The 18,173-nt window shown below is 68.2% G+C and carries 12 protein-coding genes and 1 riboswitch; of the genes, 2 read left to right on the top strand and 10 right to left on the bottom strand.

Annotated features, from left to right (window positions below; translation table 11 throughout):
* Window positions 1-4: 4 nt before the first annotated feature.
* Together AZSP09_RS11830 and AZSP09_RS11825 are read left to right on the top strand one after the other, a co-directional pair.
* Complete coding sequence (locus tag AZSP09_RS11830) at window positions 5-1,213, top strand: exo-beta-N-acetylmuramidase NamZ family protein (RefSeq protein ID WP_152090149.1); 1,209 nt, start codon at window positions 5-7, stop codon at window positions 1,211-1,213.
* A 37-nt stretch (window positions 1,214-1,250) separates the two neighbouring features.
* Window positions 1,251-1,691, top strand: a complete 441-nt coding sequence (locus AZSP09_RS11825) for a GNAT family N-acetyltransferase (protein ID WP_197739013.1) — start codon at window positions 1,251-1,253, stop codon at window positions 1,689-1,691.
* A gap of 92 nt (window positions 1,692-1,783) precedes the next feature.
* Here the strand turns inward: AZSP09_RS11825 and argC are convergent, their stop codons facing one another.
* The 10 genes from argC to AZSP09_RS11770 all read right to left on the bottom strand — a co-directional run bounded on the left by argC (window position 1,784) and on the right by AZSP09_RS11770 (window position 18,057).
* Window positions 1,784-2,743, bottom strand: a complete 960-nt coding sequence (gene argC / locus AZSP09_RS11820) for an N-acetyl-gamma-glutamyl-phosphate reductase (protein WP_152090148.1) — start codon at window positions 2,741-2,743, stop codon at window positions 1,784-1,786.
* Window positions 2,744-2,861: 118 nt separating this feature from the next.
* Window positions 2,862-4,226, bottom strand: coding sequence for a ferredoxin reductase family protein (locus AZSP09_RS11815; protein WP_152090147.1), 1,365 nt, complete (start codon window positions 4,224-4,226; stop codon window positions 2,862-2,864).
* A gap of 160 nt (window positions 4,227-4,386) precedes the next feature.
* Complete coding sequence (gene phbB, locus AZSP09_RS11810) at window positions 4,387-5,124, bottom strand: acetoacetyl-CoA reductase (RefSeq protein WP_014235888.1); 738 nt, start codon at window positions 5,122-5,124, stop codon at window positions 4,387-4,389.
* Between the two features lie 286 nt (window positions 5,125-5,410).
* The gene (metH, locus tag AZSP09_RS11805; RefSeq protein WP_152090146.1) at window positions 5,411-9,091 is read right to left on the bottom strand and encodes a methionine synthase; all 3,681 of its coding nucleotides are present in this window, start codon (window positions 9,089-9,091) and stop codon (window positions 5,411-5,413) included.
* A gap of 87 nt (window positions 9,092-9,178) precedes the next feature.
* Window positions 9,179-9,260: riboswitch (S-adenosyl-L-homocysteine riboswitch) on the bottom strand.
* A gap of 80 nt (window positions 9,261-9,340) precedes the next feature.
* On the bottom strand, window positions 9,341-9,826 hold the full coding sequence (gene bamE, locus AZSP09_RS11800) for an outer membrane protein assembly factor BamE domain-containing protein (protein ID WP_152090145.1): 486 nt from the start codon (window positions 9,824-9,826) through the stop codon (window positions 9,341-9,343).
* On the bottom strand, window positions 9,823-10,986 hold the full coding sequence (locus tag AZSP09_RS11795) for a response regulator (RefSeq protein ID WP_152090144.1): 1,164 nt from the start codon (window positions 10,984-10,986) through the stop codon (window positions 9,823-9,825). Before AZSP09_RS11795 ends, bamE begins: the two co-directional genes overlap by 4 nt.
* An 11-nt stretch (window positions 10,987-10,997) precedes the next feature.
* Window positions 10,998-14,912 carry a response regulator gene (locus AZSP09_RS11790; RefSeq protein WP_172974751.1) on the bottom strand — a complete coding sequence of 1,305 codons (3,915 nt, stop codon included), beginning with the start codon at window positions 14,910-14,912 and terminating at the stop codon, window positions 10,998-11,000.
* Window positions 14,913-14,966: 54 nt separating this feature from the next.
* The gene (locus tag AZSP09_RS11780) at window positions 14,967-16,160 is read right to left on the bottom strand and encodes a multidrug effflux MFS transporter (RefSeq protein WP_152090142.1); all 1,194 of its coding nucleotides are present in this window, start codon (window positions 16,158-16,160) and stop codon (window positions 14,967-14,969) included.
* A gap of 67 nt (window positions 16,161-16,227) precedes the next feature.
* Complete coding sequence (locus AZSP09_RS11775) at window positions 16,228-17,736, bottom strand: YifB family Mg chelatase-like AAA ATPase (protein ID WP_152090141.1); 1,509 nt, start codon at window positions 17,734-17,736, stop codon at window positions 16,228-16,230.
* Between the two features lie 84 nt (window positions 17,737-17,820).
* Window positions 17,821-18,057, bottom strand: a complete 237-nt coding sequence (locus AZSP09_RS11770; protein WP_130459667.1) for an accessory factor UbiK family protein — start codon at window positions 18,055-18,057, stop codon at window positions 17,821-17,823.
* Window positions 18,058-18,173 lie beyond the last annotated feature (116 nt).

Raw genomic sequence — 18,173 nt, 5'->3', positions numbered from 1 at the left:
TCCCATGATCCAGTTTGGCCTCGACCGCCTGCTCGCCGACCCCGCCCTGCGCCGTCCCCTGGCGGGCAAGCGGGTCGCCCTCCTCGCCCATCCCGCCTCCGTCACCCGGGACCTGACCCATTCCCTGGACGCCCTGGCCGCCCTGCCCGACCTCAAGCTCAGTGCCGCCTTCGGCCCCCAGCACGGCCTGCGCGGCGACAAGCAGGACAACATGGTGGAATCCCCGGACTACGTGGACCCCCTGCACGGCATTCCCGTCTTCAGCCTCTACGGCGAAGTGCGCCGGCCCACGGACGCCATGATGGACAGCTTCGACGTGCTGCTGGTGGACCTGCAGGATCTCGGCTGCCGCATCTACACCTTCATCACCACCCTGCGCTACGTGCTCGAGGCCGCCGCCAAGCACGGCAAGTCGGTGTGGGTGCTGGACCGTCCCAACCCCGCCGGCCGCCCGGTGGAAGGCCTCTTGCTGCGCCAGGGCTGGGAGAGCTTCGTCGGTGCCGGACCTTTACCCATGCGCCACGGCCTCACCATGGGTGAGCTGGCCCGCTGGTTCGTCGCCAGCCTCAAGCTGGACGTGGATTGCCAGGTCATCACCATGGCCGGCTGGCAGCCCGAAGCCGGCCCCGGCTACGGCTGGCCCCTGGGCGAGCGCAGCTGGGTGAACCCCAGCCCCAACGCCCCCAATCTCTCCATGGCCCGGGCCTACGCCGGCACGGTGATGCTCGAAGGCACCACCCTTTCCGAAGGCCGGGGCACCACCCGCCCCCTGGAACTCTTCGGCGCCCCGGACATCGACGCCCGGGCGATCATCGCCGAAATGGGCGCCCTGGCCCCCGAATGGCTCAAGGGCTGCGTGCTGCGGGAATGCTGGTTCGAGCCCACCTTCCACAAGCACGCCGGCAAGCTGTGCCACGGCGTGCAGATCCACGTGGAAGACCCGGCCCACTACGACCACGCCGCCTTCCAGCCCTGGCGCCTGCAGACCCTGGCCTTCAAGGCCCTGCGTCGCCTGCAGCCCGACTACCCGATCTGGCGTGACTTCCCCTACGAATACGAACGGGACCGTCTGGCCATCGACCTCATCAACGGCAGCCCCCTGCTGCGGGAATGGGTGGATGATGCCGCCGCCACCCCGGCCGATTTCGACGCCCTGGTGCGGCCGGACGAGGCGGCGTGGGCGGCGGAACGGGCCCCCTTCCTGCTCTACTGACATGGTACATATTCGCTCCGTGATTCCCGGAGAAGAATTGGAATTACTTGCTGTCTTTCGTAGGTCAGTACATGACCTGGCGGCCCGGGATTACACGGCGGTCCAGCTTGACGCATGGGCGCCGCTTACGACCGATGCTGACTACGACGCTCAGTGGATAGCACGCATCCAGGCTAATCGGCCTTACGTTGCGGAGATTGAGGGGGCGCCGGTGGGCTTTGCCGACCTGCAGCCCTCGGGATACATAGACCAGTTTTTTGTCGACGGGGACTGTGCCGGCCAAGGGGTTGGTGGGCGGTTGATGCGCCACCTGCTCAATACAGCCCGGACTCAGGGGTTACGGCATCTCCATTCCCACGTCAGCCTGACGGCCCAGCCGTTCTTTCGCCATTTTGGTTTCGTGGTGGAGCAAGTCCAGTACCCGGTGGTTCGGGGTGTGGCCCTGGAGAATGCGGTGATGTCCCGACTAGTAGGGTGACGGAAATTTAGCCCAAGGGCTGGGCAGCATGAAAACAAAAGGCCGAAGTGGTAATTCCGCTTCGGCCTTTTTGTGCAATTGGATTGGCGACGTTATACGGCCAGTCCCGTCGCCTCATCCACCCCCAGCATCAGGTTCATGCACTGGATGGCGGCGCCGGAGGCGCCCTTACCCAGGTTGTCGAAGCGGGAGGCCACCAGGATCTGCTCGCCGTGGCCGAAGACGAAAATCTCGGCCCGGTTGGTGTCGTTGCAGGCGGTGGCGGGCAGGAAGCCGTTGTCCAGCACCGGGGCGGCATCCAGGGGCATCACCTTCACGAACACTTCGCCGGCGTAGTACTCGCTGTAGAAGGCCTGCAGGTCGGCCGGGGTGACCGTCTTGCCGAGCATCCGGGGCAGCAGGGGCACCGCCACCACCATGCCCTGGGCGAAGTTGCCGACGATGGGGGTGAACAGGGGCTGATGCGCCAGGCCGGTCTGCATCTGCATTTCCGGCAGGTGCTTGTGGGTGAGGCCAAGGGCGTAGAAGCGCGGGCTCTTCATGGCGTCCGGCAGGCTGGCGGGCTCTTCGTAGCTGGCGATCATTTCCTTGCCGCCGCCGCTGTAGCCGGTGATGGAGTAGGTGCTGACCGGGTAGTCCTTGGGCACGATGCCGCCGGCCACCAGGGGGGCCATGAGCATGATGAAGCCGCTGGCGTGGCAGCCGGGCACGGCCACCTTCTGGGCCTTGGCGACGCGCTCGCGCTGGCCGCCGTTGAGTTCGGGCAGGCCGTACACCCAGTCCGGGTTGGTGCGGTGGGCGGTGGAGGCGTCGAGGAAGCGGGTCCTGGTGTTGCCCGGGGCCAGCAGGGCTACGGATTCCCGGGAGGCGGCATCGGGCAGGCAAAGGAAGACCACGTCGGCGTTGTTGATGTACTCGGCCTTGACCGCCGGGTCCTTGCGCTTGTCCTCGGGGATGGTGAGGATTTCGATTTCCGGGCGGATGGAGAGCCGCTCGTCGATCTTGAGACCGGTGGTGCCGTGGCGGCCGTCGATGAATACCTTGAAAGTCATGGCGAATTCCGTGTGCGTGCGCAGTGTGCTGAGGATCAAGCCGCTATTGTAGGCGGGCTGGAAGGCTTTTTGATGACCAATTCCCTTCTGCCCGCCCTGCTTTTCGCCTCTTGGGGCCTCAGCGCATTTGGAACAGTTCCTGGTGGAAGCGTTCCGCCGCCATGCCCTGGGCCTGGAAATCCTGCCGCAGGGCCTGGCCGAAGGCGGGCGGGCCGCAGAACCACAGGCTGGCCTGGCGCCAGTCGGGCACGGCCTGGCGGATGCGTTCCCCATCCAGCAGGCCGTCCCGGGGGCTCACCAGCAGGTGCAGATGCACCCCCGCGGCGGCGGCATCGGCCCGCAGCTTGGCGATGGCGGCCTCCGAGTATTCCGCCGTGGGGTGGAACAGGTGGATGCTCTGCTGCCCGGGCCGGGCGGCCAGCTGCTTCATGCGGGCGATGAAGGGAGTGATGCCGATGCCGGCGCCGATCCAGATCTGCAGGGGCTGCCGGTCGTTGAAGTCGAAGCAGCCGTAGGGACCTTCGACGACCACGCCGGCGCCCACCTTGAGCTTTTCCCGGAGGCGGCTGGTGTGGTCGCCCAGGGCCTTGGTGATGAAGACGATGCGCCGGTTTTCCGGCTCCCAGGCCGAGGCGATGGTGTAGGGATGGGCGCCCTCCCCCTGGTCCGAGGTGGCGAAGGCGAACTGGCCGGCGGTGTGGCCGGCCCAGCCGGGCTCCAGCTGGATCGCCGTCTCCAGCACCTGCAGTTCCGGGTAGTAGGTGAGGCTTTCGATGCGTCCCGCAACCTTGCGCCCGGCGCCGACCCGGCGGGAAAGCACCAGCCAGGCCGCCACCGTGCCGCCGAGCAGCAGCAGGGCCAGGGCCCAGCCCACCGGCTGGCTCCAGTATTCGGCCTTGAACAGGATCAGGGCGTGGTACACCAGCAGCAGGTAGAGGGCTGCCAGCCATTTGTGGGTCTGCACGAAGCGGTGGTAGGGGAAGCGCTTCACCAGGGCCAGCACCAGCAGCACCACGGCGGCGTAGAAGGCCCATTCGCCGATGTTCTCCGCCAGGCCCCGCTGGCTGCGCAGCCATTCGGCCAGGGTGTCCGCGCCCATGCCGGGGCCGCCAGGGCCGCCGGGACCACCCGGGCCGGCGCCCTTGCGCGCCGGCTTGACCAGCCAGCCCCAGCCCACCATCCACTTGGTGCCCTGGGCCCACCACCAGTGGATGACGCCCAGCACCAGGGTGCTGATGCCCAGCCATTTGTGCAGGCGGTACATCTTGTCCAGGCCGTTGAGGCGGGGCTCCAGCCATTTGGGCCGGGCCGCCAGGATCATGGCCAGGCTCATGGCGCCCATGAGCAGGAGGCCGGTGTACTGGACGAAGACGCCGCGGAAGGAAAAGTAGGTGAAGGGGGCAGGCAGCAGGCTGTCGGCCAGCAGCCAGAGGGCGGACAGGCCCAGGAACAGGCCCCACAGGGTGAGCTTGATGTTCTTCATGACGATCTCGAGCGGCTTTGTTTCTTTATATGAAACCACCATGAGCCGGGGGCGTCCATGCCGTATCCGGTAAATTCAGGTAACAACTTATTGCCGGGCGAAAAAAAGCCGGCCCGCCCCCGGAGGGACGGGCCGGCCGCGGGCCGCAGCGAAGTGGGCCTTAGCCCATGTGCAGGCCGCCGTTCACCGAGAAGTCGGCGCCGGTGGCGTAGCCGCCCTCGTCGGAGGCCAGCCAGGCCACCATGGAGGCGATCTCGGACGGCTCGCCCAGGCGCTTCACCGGCACCGTGGCGACGATCTTCTCCAGCACCTCGGGGCGGATGGCGCGGACCATGTCGGTGCCGATGTAGCCGGGGCTGACGGTGTTAACCGTGACGCCCTTGCCCGCCACCTCCTGGGCCAGGGCCATGGTGAAGCCGTGGATGCCGGCCTTGGCGGTGGAGTAGTTCACCTGGCCGAACTGGCCCTTCTGGCCGTTCACCGAAGAGATGTTGATGATGCGGCCGAAATTGGCCTCGATCATGTCCTCGATGACCTGCTTGGTGACGTTGAACAGGCTGTCCAGGTTGGTGGACAGCACCGCATCCCAGTCGGCCTTGCTCATCTTGCGGAACTGGCCGTCCTTGGTGATGCCGGCGTTGTTCACCAGCACCGCCACCGGGCCGTGTTCGGCCTTGACCTTGGCGAAGGCCTCCACCGTGGAATCCCAGTCGCCCACATTGCCGGCGCTGGCGTAGAAGGTGTAGCCCAGGGCTTTCTGTTCCTCCAGCCACTGCTTGTAGTCCCGGGTGGGGCCGCAGCCGGCGACGACCTTGAAACCGTCCTTGTGCAGGCGCTGGCAGATGGCGGTGCCGATGCCGCCCATTCCCCCCGTGACGTATGCCAGTTTTTGATTCATTGGAACCTCCTCGTTATTTTTGGTTGGAGTCCGGGAGGCTTGTTAAAGGAATGTGCGCTGCCCCCGGCAATCTGGCCCGGCGGCACCCCATGGGGAGACGCCATGGCGATTTCATTATGGCACCAAGAAAATGCCCGTGGTCTGGCGGTGCAGCAAAAGCAGAACGGCCCGCCGGGAAGGGCGGGCCGCGCTGGGAAGGGGGTGGTCCGGGAGGCAGAAAAGACGGGCTTCCCGGCCATGCCATGCCGGAGAGTGGCGTCCCTCCTGCCCCTGGGGGCAGGTGCCGTTACAGGTTGGGCGCCAGCCAGCGCTTGGCCTGCTCCAGGGTGAAGCCGGCCCGGCCGGCCCAGTCTTCCAGCTGGTCCTGGCCGATCTTCTGGATGGCGAAGTACTGGGCCTGGGGGTGGGCCAGGAAGAAGCCGGAAACGGCCGCCGCCGGCGTCATGGCGTAGCTCTCGGTGAGGCCCATGCCGATGTTTGCTTCCGGCTGCAGCAGCTGGAACAGGCCACCCTTGGCGGTGTGGTCGGGACAGGCCGGGTAGCCGGGGGCCGGGCGGATGCCGCGATACTCTTCCTTGATCAGCTGCTCGTTGGAGAGCTGCTCGTCGGCGGCATAACCCCAGTCCTCCTTGCGCACCTTCTGGTGCAGCCACTCGGCGCAGGCTTCGGCCAGGCGGTCGGCCAGGGACTTGAGCATGATGGACTTGTAGTCGTCGTGGGCCGCCTCGAATTCCGCCAGCTTCTGCTCGATGCCCAGGCCGGCGGTGACGGCGAAGGCGCCGGCATAGTCGGCGATGCCGCTTTCCTTGGGCGCCACGTAGTCGGAGAGGCACAGGTTGGCCTTGTCCTCGGGCCGCTTGTGCTGCTGGCGGATGCCGTGCCAGGTCAGCACCGGCGCGCTGCGCTGCTCGTCGGCGTAGAAGACGATGTCGTCGCCGACGGCATTGGCCGGCCACAGGCCGAAGACGGCACCGGCCCGGAGCCACTTCTCCTCGATGATCTGCTTGAGCATGGCCTGGGCGTCGGCATAGACGCCCCGGGCGGTCTCGCCCACCACCGCATCGTCGAGGATGGCGGGGAAGCGGCCGGCCAGGTCCCAGGTCTGGAAGAAGGGGCCCCAGTCGATGTACTCGGCCAGGGTGGCCAGGTCGATGTCCTGCAGCACCTGCAGGCCCAGCTTCTGCGGCACCGTCGGCACCAGGGTGGCATCCCAGGCCAGGCGGTTGGCCCGGGCCTCGGCCAGAGTGACCATGGCGCTGCCCTTCTTGCCGGCGTGCTGCTGGCGGATGTTGGCGTAGTCGGCGGCCACCTCGGCGGCGTAGCTCTCCCGCTGGCCTTCCGAGAGCAGGCTGGTGACCACGCCCACGGCCCGGGAGGCATCCGGCACATAGACCACCGGTGCCTGGTAGTTGGGGGCGATCTTGATGGCGGTGTGGGCCCGGCTGGTGGTGGCGCCGCCGATGAGCAGGGGCACGTTGAAGCCCTGGCGCTGCATTTCGGAAGCGACGTGGCTCATTTCTTCCAGGGAAGGCGTGATCAGGCCGGAGAGGCCGATGGCCTGGGCGCCGTGCTCCTTGGCGGCGTGCAGGATTTTCTCGGTGGGCACCATCACCCCCAGGTCCACCACGTCGTAGCCGTTGCAGCCCAGCACCACGCCGACGATGTTCTTGCCGATGTCGTGCACGTCGCCCTTGACCGTGGCGATGACGATCTTGCCCTTGGAGGAGGCGCCGGTGCGGGCCTTCTCTTCCTCGATGTAGGGAATGAGGTGGGCCACGGCCTGCTTCATCACCCGGGCGGACTTCACCACCTGGGGCAGGAACATCTTGCCGGCGCCGAAGAGGTCGCCCACGGTGTTCATGCCGTTCATCAGGGGGCCTTCGATGACGGCCAGGGGCGGCTTGCCGGCGGCAGCCAGGGCGGCCCGCACTTCCTCGGTGTCGGCCACCACGAAGTCGGTGATGCCCTTGACCAGGGCGTGCTCCAGGCGCTTTTCCACCGGTAGGGTGCGCCAGGTGAGGTCCGGCCCCGTGTCCTTGGCCTTGCCTTCCTTCACGGTCTGGGCGAATTCCACCAATGCTTCGCCCGCACCCGGATGACGGTTCAGCACCACGTCTTCCACCTTCTGCCGCAGTTCCGGTTCCAGGTCGTCGTACACGCCGAGCATGCCGGCATTGACGATGCCCATGGTCATGCCGGCCTGGATGGCGTGGTAGAGGAAGACGGTGTGGATGGCTTCCCGCACCGGGTCGTTGCCGCGGAAGGAGAAGGAGACGTTGGAGACGCCGCCGGAAATCTGGGCGTGGGGCAGGTTTTCACGAATCCAGCGGGTGGCGTTGATGAAGTCCACCGCGTAGTTGTCGTGCTCCTCGATACCCGTGGCGATGGCGAAGATGTTGGGGTCGAAAATGATGTCCTGGGCCGGGAAGCCAATACCGACCAGCAGCTCGTAGGCCCGCTTGCAGATCTCGGTCTTGCGCGCGTAGGTGTCGGCCTGGCCCTTCTCGTCGAAGGCCATGACGATGACGGCGGCACCGTAGCGGCGGGCCAGCTTGGCCTGCTCCAGGAACTTGGCCTCCCCTTCCTTCATGGAAATGGAGTTCACGATGCCCTTGCCCTGGATGCATTTGAGGCCGGTCTCGATCACCTCCCACTTGGAGGAGTCGAGCATGATGGGCACCCGGGAAATATCCGGCTCCGAGGCGATCAGCTTGAGGAACTTCTCCATGGCGGCCACGGAATCCAGCATGGCCTCGTCCATGTTGATGTCGATGACCTGGGCGCCGTTCTCCACCTGCTGCCGGGCCACTGCCAGGGCATCGTCGTAGCGGCCTTCCAGGATCATGCGGGCGAAGGCCTTGGAGCCGGTGACGTTGGTGCGCTCGCCCACGTTCACATAGAGGCTGTCGGGGCCGACGTTGAAAGGCTCCAGGCCGGAGAGGCGCAGCTGGGGCTCGATCGCCGGAATGGCCCGGGGGGCGATGCCGGCCACCATCTTGGCGATGGCGGCGATGTGGTCCGGCGAGGTGCCGCAGCAGCCGCCGACGATGTTCACGAAGCCGTGCCTGGCCCAGTCGGCGATTTCCTCGGCCAGCTGTTCCGGCGTCTCGTCGTAGCCGCCGAAGGCGTTGGGCAGGCCGGCGTTGGGGTGGGCGGAGACGAAGCAGTCGCACACCCGGGACAGCTCCTCCACGTACTGGCGCAGTTCCTTGGCGCCGAGGGCACAGTTGAGGCCGAAGGAGAGGGGCTTGATGTGGTTCAGCGAGTTCCAGAAGGCCTCGGCGGTCTGGCCCGAGAGGGTGCGGCCGGAGGCGTCGGTGATGGTGCCGGAGATCATCACCGGCCAGCGGCGGCCCACCTTGTCGAAGAAGGTCTCGATGGCGAACAGGGCGGCCTTGGCGTTGAGGGTGTCGAACACCGTCTCCACCAGAAGGATGTCGGCGCCGCCGTCGGTGAGGCCGCGGATGGCTTCCAGGTAGTTTTCCACCAGCTCGTCGAAGGTGACGTTGCGGTAGCCCGGGTCGTTCACATCCGGGGAGATGGAGGCGGTGCGGCTGGTGGGGCCGAGCACCCCGGCGACGAAGCGGGGCTTGGCCGGGTTCTTTGCCGTGAATTCGTCGCACACTTCCCGGGCCAGCTTGGCGCCGGCCACGTTCAGTTCGTAGACGATGGCTTCCAGCTTGTAGTCGGCCTGGGACACCTTGGTGGCGTTGAAGGTGTTGGTTTCCAGGATGTCGGCGCCGGCCGCCAGGTATTCGGCGTGGATGCCGCGGATGACCTCGGGGCGGGTCAGCAGCAGCAGGTCGTTGTTGCCCTTCAGGTCGTGGGCGTGGTCGGCGAAGCGGGTCCCGCGGTAGTCCTTCTCGGTCAGCCCGTGGCGCTGGATCATGGTGCCCATGGCGCCGTCCAGGATCAGGAGGCGCTGCTGGAGAAGGGCGGAGAGTTCGGAGCTGCGGTCGGGCTGCATGGATTACCTCGGCGTTTCAGTATTCACCGGCCGGGCGCCGCCACTTTGCATGCTGGAAAAGCAAACGGCGCCACAAACCATTTCGGGGGTTTGCGAGCGCCGTTGATCGTTGCCGAGCCTGGCCCGGCGTCCGGAAAAAACCGGTCGGGTCGCAGCGCTCCTCGGCAGGGTCGCAAGTTTACTTTTTGCGGCCCCCGCTGCCAAGCAAAACTTGATAAAAAACAGGGGGCTCCGTGCCGATCGGCGACTTCAGGCCTTCGCTTCCACCCGCCGGGAGGTGCCGCTGACCCGGCCGTCCGCACCGAAGTGCACGTGGAAGTGGGTTTCGTCGCTGGCGGGGATGCCGGCGATGCGCCAGTCCCACACGGTTTCCGGCTTCAGGGGAAAGTGGTTGATGCTGCCCGGCCGGCCCAGGATGCGCCGCACCTGCTCCTGGCTCATGCCCTTTTCGATGCGGGCGAAGTTGGCCTCGGTCAGCACCTGTTCCACCGAGCGCAGGATGCGGTCGGGGCCCAGGGTGATCATGTAGGTGTCCACCCCGGCCGGGCCCCGGGGATATTCCCAGGTCAGGCTGCCGTCCTCGTTGTGCCATTCCATGGCGGGGGTGCCGAAGCGGTCCCGCACTTCCAGGTCGGTGGAGGTGCCGGGTTTCAGGTCCTGCAGGGCCAGGTAGTCGCAGCCCGCCAGGGAGAGGCCCAAAAGCAGGGCCAGGACGGCCAGGGGACGGCCCTTCACGGGGCGGCCTCGGTGAATTGCAGGCGCACCCGCTCCGCCTCCAGCTGGGCGTCGCCTTCGGTGTCGGCGAAGGTGGCGGCGATGCTGCGGAAATCCTCGGCCACCTGGAGGAAGGCGTCCACCATGTCCGGATCGAAGTGCTTGCCGCGCCCTTCGCTGATGATCTGTACCGCCTGCTCATGGGGGAAGGGGGGCTTGTACACCCGGCGGCTGATGAGGGCGTCGTAGACGTCGGCCACCGCCATGAGCCTGGCCGCCACCGGAATCTCGTCGCCCCGCAGGCCCAGGGGGTAGCCGCTGCCGTCCCATTTCTCCTGGTGCGCATAGGCGATGTCCCGGGCGAAGCGGAGGAAGGTGTTGGGCGAGTTGAGCCGCACTTCGGCGTGGAGGATGGCGTCCCGGCCCAGGGTGGTGTGGGTCTTCATGATCTCGAACTCTTCCGGGGTCAGCTTGCCCGGCTTGAGCAGGATGCGGTCGGGAATGCCCATCTTGCCGATGTCGTGCAGGGGTGCGGACTTGTACAGCAGCTCGATGTTGGCGTCGCTGAGGAAGGCGGCGAAGCGGGGGTGGCCCTGCAGCTGCCGGGCCAGGATGCGCACGTAGTTCTGGGTGCGGCGGATGTGGTTGCCGGTTTCGTTGTCCCGGGTTTCCGCCAGGGAGGCCATGGCCATGATGGTCACGTCCTGGATCATGGAAACCTCCTGGGTGCGGCGCTGCACCTCGCTCTCCAGGTAGGCGTTCTGGTCCTTGAGGAAATCCTTGGCGGCCTTCAGGGTGAGGTGGGTGTGCACCCGGGCGAGGAGGATGGGCGGGCTCACCGGCTTGGTGATGTAGTCCACCGCGCCCAGCTCGAAGCCATGGCGCTCGTCCTCGATCTGGCTGCGGGCGGTGAGGAAGATGAAGGGAATGTCCCGGGTGGCCGGGTCGGCCCGCAGGCGCCGGGCCACTTCCAGGCCGTCCATGTCCGGCATCATGATGTCGAGCAGGATCAGGTCCGGCGGCGGCGTGCCGGCGGCCACCCGCAGGGCCCGCTCGCCGTTGTTGGCCACCTTGATGGCGTAGCGGTCCTGCAGCAGCTCGGCCATCAGGGTCAGGTTGTCCGGGGTGTCGTCCACCACCAGGATCACGGGCCGGGTCGTGAAGTCCAGATTGAGGCTCATGGCATCCCTCCCTAGAGATGGGCCCGGGCGATGTTGAGGGCCCGGTCGTAATCATAATCGGCAATGGCCTTTTCCAGACCCGTCAGGTCCGCCGGCGGCAGCAGCCCGGCCAGGAGGGCGCGGCTTTCCCGGAACAGCTGGCCGGCGTGGATTTCGCTGGCTTCCAGCTGTTCCGCCAGCTCGGCCAGCAGCTGGCGGGCCCGGTGGCGCTGATCCGCATCCAGGGGGGCTGCCTGGGTCGGCGCCGGGCCGCCCTCTTCCGCCAGGGCGGCGGCGATGGCCCCGGTGACGGCCGCCAGCTCTTCCGCCAGGCGTTGCCGCAGGGACTCCAGTTTCTGCCCCTGGCCGTCGTTGCGGCGCAGGGCCTGGTCCAGGGCCGTGGCCTTCTGCTGCAGCACTTCGGCGCCGATGTTGCCGGCGACGCCCTTGAGGGTGTGGGCCAGGTGTTCGGCCGCCGTGATGTCGCCGTCGGCCAGGGCCTGGCGGATGTGCTCCCCCGTGCCGGTCTGGGTGTCCACGAAGCGCAGCAGCAGACGCCGGTAGAGGGCCTGGTTGCCGGCCATGCGGGCCAGGCCCTGGGTCGTGTTCACGCCGGGGATGGGGGGCAGCGCATCCGTCGCATCCTTGGCGGGGGCTGGCGCCGGCGCCGAGGCGCCCGGCCGTTCCTCGTACCAGCGGGCCAGGGTGGCGGCCAGGGCGGTGGGGTCGATGGGCTTGGCCAGATGGTCGTTCATGCCGATGGCCAGGCAGCGTTCCCGCTCCTCCGGCATGGCGTGGGCGGTCATGGCCAGGATCGGCAGGTGGGCGAAGCGCTGCTGGCAGCGCAGCCGCTCGGTGGCGTCGTAGCCGTCCAGGTGGGGCATCTGCAGGTCCATCAGGACCAGGTCGAAGCTGTCGTCCGGGGAGCGTTCCAGCAGTTCCACCGCCTGCAGGCCGTCGCCGGCCACCGTCACCTGGGCGCCCATGGATTGCAGCAGTTCCACGGCGATCTGCTGGTTGATCTCGTTGTCTTCGGCCAGCAGGATGCGCATGCCGTCGATGCGGGTCTGGGGGGCGGCGATGTGCAGGGGCGTGGCCGGGGCGTTGTCCGTGTCCACCAGGCTGACCAGGACGTCGAACAGGGTGGAGGCGCTCACCGGCTTCACCAGGATGCCGCAGATGCCCAGGTTTTCCGTCTGGCGCCGCAGTTCCTCCTGGTCGTAGGCCGTCACCATCACCACCCGGGGCCATTGGGCCTGGGGCAGGGCCTGCTGCAGCTTGTGCAGGGTGCTGACACCGTCCAGGTCGGGCATCTGCCAGTCGAGGAACAGCACCCGGTAGGGGTCGGCGCCGCCCTGCATCTCGGTCAGCTGGGCCAGGGCCTCGGCGCCGGAGGCCACCAGGTCGGGGCGCAGGTCCAGGTGGCGCAGGGCTTCGCCGAGGATTTCCCGGGCGGCGCCGTTGTCGTCCGCCACCAGCACCCGCAGGCCGGCCAGGGAGGCGGGCAGGGTGCGGGGCCGGGCCAGTTCCTCGGCGCGGCCGAACCAGGCGGTGAAGCAGAAGGTGCTGCCCTCCCCCAGGGTCGAGTCGGCCCAGATGGTGCCGCCCATCATTTCCACCAGGCGGCGGGAGATGGAAAGGCCGAGGCCGGTGCCGCCGTACTTGCGGGTGGTGGAGCCGTCGGCCTGGGTGAAGGCCTGGAACAGGTGCAGCAGCTGCTCCCGGCTCATGCCGATGCCCGTATCCTCGATCCAGAACTGCAGCTTGACCCGGTCTCCGGCCTGGTCCACCGGCCGGGCGGTGAGGGTGATCTGGCCCCGCTCTGTGAATTTGATGGCGTTGGAGACCAGGTTGGTGAGGATCTGGTTCAGGCGCAGGGGGTCCCCCACCAGGCCGGCCGGGGTGCCCGCATTGACGTTGAAAAGCAGCTCCAGGCCCTTTTCGTTGGCCTTCAGCCCGAGCAGGCCGGAGACGTTGTCGAGCACGTCCTCCAGGCTGAAGGGCACGTTTTCCAGGGACAGCTTGCCGGCCTCGATCTTGGAGAAGTCCAGGATGTCGTTGATGATGCCCAGCAGGGAGATGGCGGCGTTGTGGATCTTGCCCACGTAGTCCCGCTGTTTCGGCGTCAGCTCGGTCTTCATGGCCAGGTGGGCCATGCCGATGATGGCGTTCATGGGGGTGCGGATTTCGTGGCTCATGTTGGCCAGGAACAGGGACTTGGCCTCCGTCGCCTCCTCGGCCGTGGCCCGGGCCCGGCGTAGCTCCTCCTCCATCAGCTTGCGCTCGGAGATGTCCACCACCACGCCCACCATGCCGCCGGGTGTGCCGTCCTCCCGGCTGAAGCCGTTGGCCCAGTAGAGGGTGTCGTGGCGCAGGCCATCGGCGAAGGGCAGCTGCAGTTCCCGGTGCATCATGATGCCGTCCCGGATGATGGCTTCGGACACCGCCTGCAGTTCCACCTTCTCCGCTTCGGAGAGGAACGGCAGCTCCCGTACCGTCTTGCCGACGATCTGGTCGCGGCTGATGCCGAAGGTGTCTTCGTAGGCCCGGTTGCAGCCGAGGAAGTGGCCTTCCGCATCCTTGAAGAAGACCGGGTTGGGCATGCTGTCCATGATGGCCTGCAGCAGCACCAGCTGCCGCGACGATTCCTCCCGGGCGTCGGCCAGTTCCCGGGTGCGCTGCTCGACCCGTTCCTCCAGGCGCAGGGTGGCGTCCTGCAGGGTTTCCCGCATGTGCTCCTGGGCCGCGGCGAGACGGTCGATCTCGCGCCAGCCGGTGCGCCGGTACTGGCGCGGCGAGAAATCCAGGGCGCCGATGCGTTCGCTGTCCCCGGCCAGGATGTCCAGGGGCACGGCGACGCGGCGCGCCAGGCGGGCCGCCATCACCACCCCCAGGCCCAGGGCCAGCACCGCCAGCACCGCCAGCAGCAGCACGTCCCGCAGGGCGCCGGGAATGAAGTCCCACAGGGGCGCCTGGGCCACCAGCCAGAGTTGCTGGTCCTGCAGCCGGTGGGGCTGGACGCTGGTGATCCATTGTTCCCTGCCCAGGGTGGCGAAGAAGGCGCCGCGGCCGTTCTGCTCCCAGTGCTCCACCGCCAGGCGCAGGGACTCCACCGGGGACTTGGCCGCCGGCTGCAGCAGGGCCTGGCGCACCTGGTCGTCGCTGCTGTAGCCCGGGTGGCGCGGCAGGGCCAGCAGCAGGCCGTCGTTGGTGAGGACGGCGGCGTGTCCGTGGTCGCCGACGCTGAGGCTGCCGGTGAAGCGGGAAAGGTCGGCCAGCAGCACGTCGAAGGCGATCACATAGGTCTCGCCGCCGCGGCGCCAGCGGGTGGACAGGGTGATGCCGGGCTGCTGGGCGGTGAAGAAGGTGTAGGGCTGGGTCCAGTGCAGGTCGTCGTCCCGCTCCAGGGCCAGGGCGCCGCGGTGCCAGGGGCGCTGGCGGGGATCGTAGTCCTTGACGACCCGCTCGTCGGAAAGCAGGGTGCGTTCGTCCTGCCACGCCATCCAGCGCACTTCCTTGCCGTGCCGCTGCACGTCGGTGATGCGGTTGTTCCAGGCGCCGTCGGGGCGTTGCAGCAGGAGGATTTCCCGGCCCTGGTTGTCGGCGAAGATGACCGAGGAAATGACCGGGGAATTGCGCAGCATGGGCATGAAGCGCTGGTTGAAGGCGCGCACGTCGTCCAGGTCCAGCTCGCCGTTTTCGCCCCAGGCGCGGGCGATGCGGGCCACGTACTCGACCTGCCCCACCTTCTGGGAGATGCGGCTCTGCATGGCTTCGACGGCACCCCGCATCTCCCGGGCGGCCAGGTCGTGCACCGTGGGCCGGATGATGAGGCCGTAGAGGCCGAAGGAAAAAAGGGCGATGGAAACGAAGACCAGGGCCGCCACCCGGATCAGCAGGCTGCGGCGGATGGTGGATTCGTTCTGTCTGGACGGGGCTGCACCCATGATTGGAACCGACCGTGAAGGAGTTCCAGTATAGCGGCGGCCCCCGGGAAAATGTCAGGTGGCTGGCGTCCGGCGGGGCAGGCCCAGGTGCAGCAGGGTACAGGCCAGGCCCAGGGCCAGCAGCAGGGTTGAGCCCAGGGCCAGGTGGCGGGTGGTGTCCCACAGCAGGGGCGCCAGCAGGGCCGCCGCCACGGTGTTCATGCCGGCCTGCAGGAAGGTCTGGCAGGAGGCGGCCAGGCCCCGTTGCCGGGGGAACAGGTCCAGGGCCATCAGGGTCAGGCAGGGCATGGCCATGGCCATGCCGACGTTGTACACCAGCAGATGGACCACGCTCCAGGGAATGCCCGGCGGCAGGCCGAAGCTGACCGCCAGGTTGATGGCGGCGCCCAGGCCCATCAGGGCGTAGCCGGCCAGGGCCGTGACCCGGGGCGTGATGCGGCCGGCCAGGTGGCCGGAGATCCAGGAACCACCCATGAGGCCGGCCATGGCCGGGCCGAAGAGCCAGTAGAACTCTGTTTCCGAACGGCCCAGATGCTGCATGAGGAACACCGGGGCCGACATGACGTAGATGAAGAAGCCGAGGAAGTTGAAGGAGATGGCCAGGGAGGCGCTGAGGAAGCCCGGGGAGGTGAGCACGGCCCGGTAGGCGCCCATCAGGTAGCCCGGATGCAGGGGCTGGCGGGTCTCCGGGGCCAGGGTCTCGGGCAGCCAGCGCCAGCAGGCGGCCAGCAGCAGGGCCGTGGCCAGGACCAGGAACAGGAAGATGGAGCGCCAGCCGAAGGCCACGTGCAGCCAGCCGCCGATGATGGGGGCGATGGCCGGCGCCAGGGCGAACATGATGGCCACGTGGGCCATCAGGCGCTGGGCCTCGGCCCCCTGGAAGACGTCCCGCACCACGGCGCGGCCCACCACGATGCCGGCGCCGGCGGTCATGCCCTGCAGGGCACGGAAGAACCACAGCTGCTCGATGCTGGTGGCCAGGGTGCAGCCGACGGAGGCCAGGCCGAACAGAACCAGGGCCCACAGGATCACCCGGCGGCGCCCGAGGGCGTCGGAGAGGGCCCCGTGCCACAGGGTCATGATGGCGAAGGGCAGCAGGTAGGCGGTGAGGGTCTGCTGCACCTGCAGCGGGGTGGCCCCCAGGCTCTGGCCCATCTCCGGGAAGGCCGGCAGGTAGGTGTCGATGGAAAAGGGGCCGAGGGCCGACAGGGTGGCCAGGAGGACGGCGAGGAGGCGGTAGGAAATCAAGGGCGGCTCAATGGAATCAAGGGGGCGGGTCCGGCCGGCGCCGGGGCATGCCCTTCAGGCAAGGCAATCAGCCGGGAGTTTCGTTGCGGCGGTAATGCAGGGCTTCGGCCACCTGGGCGGCGCCGATCTGCGGCGCTGCGGCCAGGTCGGCGATGCTGCGGGCCACCCGCAGGACCCGGTGGTAGGCCCGGGGCGACAGGTCGAGGCGACGCACCGCCTGTTGCAGCAGAGCGGTCCCGTCGGTGTCCGGCCGGCAATGGTACTCCAGTTCGCTGCCCTCGAGCCGGGCGTTGCAGACGCCCTGGCGCTGCAACTGCCGCTCCCGGGCCAGGACCACCCGCTGCCGCACCTGGGCCGAACTTTCCCCGTCCGGGGCGGCCTGCAGTTCCTCGGCCCCCAGGTCGGGCACTTCCAGCAGCAGGTCGATGCGGTCCAGCAGGGGGCCGGAGAGGCGCCCCCGGTAGCGGGCCACCTGGTCCGGGGTGCAGCGGCAGAGCCGCCGGGGATGGCCCCGATAGCCGCAGGGACAGGGATTCATGGCCGCCACCAGCTGGAAGCGGGCAGGGAAATCGGCCCGGGAGGCGGCCCGGGAAACATGGATGTGGCCGCTTTCCAGGGGTTCGCGCAGGGCCTCCAGGACCCGGCGGTCGAACTCGGGCAGTTCGTCGAGGAACAGCACGCCGTGGTGGGCCAGGGAAATCTCCCCGGGCCGGGGCTGGGCCCCGCCGCCGACCAGGGCGATGGCCGAGGAGGTGTGGTGGGGGCTGCGCATGACGCGGCGGGAGAAGGCCTCGGGGCGGAACTGGCGCCCCAGAGAGAGGATGGCGGCCGATTCCAGGGCTTCCGCCTCGCTCATGGGCGGCAGCAGGCCGGGCAGGCGCGCCGCCAGCATGGACTTGCCGGTGCCGGGCGGGCCGCTGAAAAGGAGCGAATGGCCGCCGGCGGCGGCGATCTCCAGGGCCCGCTTGGCCTGGGCCTGGCCCTTGACGTCGCGCAGGTCCGGGTAGGCGTCCGGCGCCGGGGGCGGCGGTTCCGGCTGTTCCGCCAGCAGTTCCTGGCCGTGCAGGTGGGCGCACACCGCCAGCAGGCTGGCAGCGGGGAGGATGGAGGTGTCGGGATGGGCGCGGCGGACCCAGGCAGCCTCGGCGCCATCGGCCAGGGGCAGGACGAAGGCCCGTGCCGCCCGGGCGGCGGCCAGGGCCATGGGCAGGACGCCGCGCACCGGGCGCAGTTCGCCGGACAGGGACAGTTCGCCGACGAATTCATACTGGTCCAGCCGGGCGGCGGGAATCTGGCCGGAGGCGGCCAGCAGGCCGAGGGCGATGGCCAGGTCGTAGCGGCCCGATTCCTTGGGCAGGTCGGCCGGGGCCAGGTTCACCGTGACCCGCTTGGCCGGGAACTCGAAGCCGCTGGTGATGAGGGCGGCCCGCACCCGGTCCCGGGCCTCCTTCACCTCCGCTTCCGGCAGGCCCACCAGGGTGAAGCCCGGCAGGCCGTTGGCCAGGTGCACCTCCACGGCCACCGGCGGCGCTTCCATGCCTGCCAGGGCGCGGCTATGGACGAGGGCGAGGGGCATGGTGGGGGCCGGAGTCAGGAGCGGGGTGGGTGGTGTCCGGGCAGTGTAGGTGGGATGATGACGTTTGACTAGAGGCGGCGGCGCTCAGCGGCCCTGTTGTTCCAGGGCGGCGATGCGGGCTTCCAGGTCCTTCAGCTTGTCCCGGGTGCGGGCCAGTACCTGGGCCTGGACGTCGAACTCTTCCCGGGTGACCAGGTCCAGCTTGCTGAAGAAGGCGCCGAGCATGGCCTTCACGTTCTTTTCGATGTCGGCGGCCGGGGAGGCGGCCAGGAGGCTGGCCAGGCGGCCGGAAAATTCTTCAAACACTTTTGGGTCGAGCATGGCGAGCACTCCGCAACAGGTTCAGTCGGGCCGGCACGGCGGCGGCAAAGGGGGCGCGGATGTTCCGATCCGCTTGCGGGGGCGAGTTTAGCATGGGCCGATAGCGCCATTTGATG

Origin of the sequence: Azospira sp. I09 (genome assembly GCF_009177135.1) — a bacterium.
GTDB lineage: Bacteria > Pseudomonadota > Gammaproteobacteria > Burkholderiales > Rhodocyclaceae > Azospira > Azospira oryzae.
This window is presented reverse-complemented; position numbering and strand designations above follow the sequence as displayed.

Bases quoted from the DNA above. Each gene is read 5' to 3' on its own strand.
- AZSP09_RS11830 (WP_152090149.1), top strand. From the start codon at position 5: ATGATCCAGTTTGGCCTCGACCGCCTGCTCGCCGACCCCGCCCTGCGC.
- argC (WP_152090148.1), bottom strand. From the start codon at position 2,743: ATGACTTTCAAGGTATTCATCGACGGCCGCCACGGCACCACCGGTCTC.
- AZSP09_RS11815 (WP_152090147.1), bottom strand. From the start codon at position 4,226: ATGAAGAACATCAAGCTCACCCTGTGGGGCCTGTTCCTGGGCCTGTCC.
- phbB (WP_014235888.1), bottom strand. From the start codon at position 5,124: ATGAATCAAAAACTGGCATACGTCACGGGGGGAATGGGCGGCATCGGC.
- metH (WP_152090146.1), bottom strand. From the start codon at position 9,091: ATGCAGCCCGACCGCAGCTCCGAACTCTCCGCCCTTCTCCAGCAGCGC.
- AZSP09_RS11795 (WP_152090144.1), bottom strand. From the start codon at position 10,986: ATGAGCCTCAATCTGGACTTCACGACCCGGCCCGTGATCCTGGTGGTG.
- AZSP09_RS11790 (WP_172974751.1), bottom strand. From the start codon at position 14,912: ATGGGTGCAGCCCCGTCCAGACAGAACGAATCCACCATCCGCCGCAGC.
- AZSP09_RS11775 (WP_152090141.1), bottom strand. From the start codon at position 17,736: ATGCCCCTCGCCCTCGTCCATAGCCGCGCCCTGGCAGGCATGGAAGCG.
- AZSP09_RS11770 (WP_130459667.1), bottom strand. From the start codon at position 18,057: ATGCTCGACCCAAAAGTGTTTGAAGAATTTTCCGGCCGCCTGGCCAGC.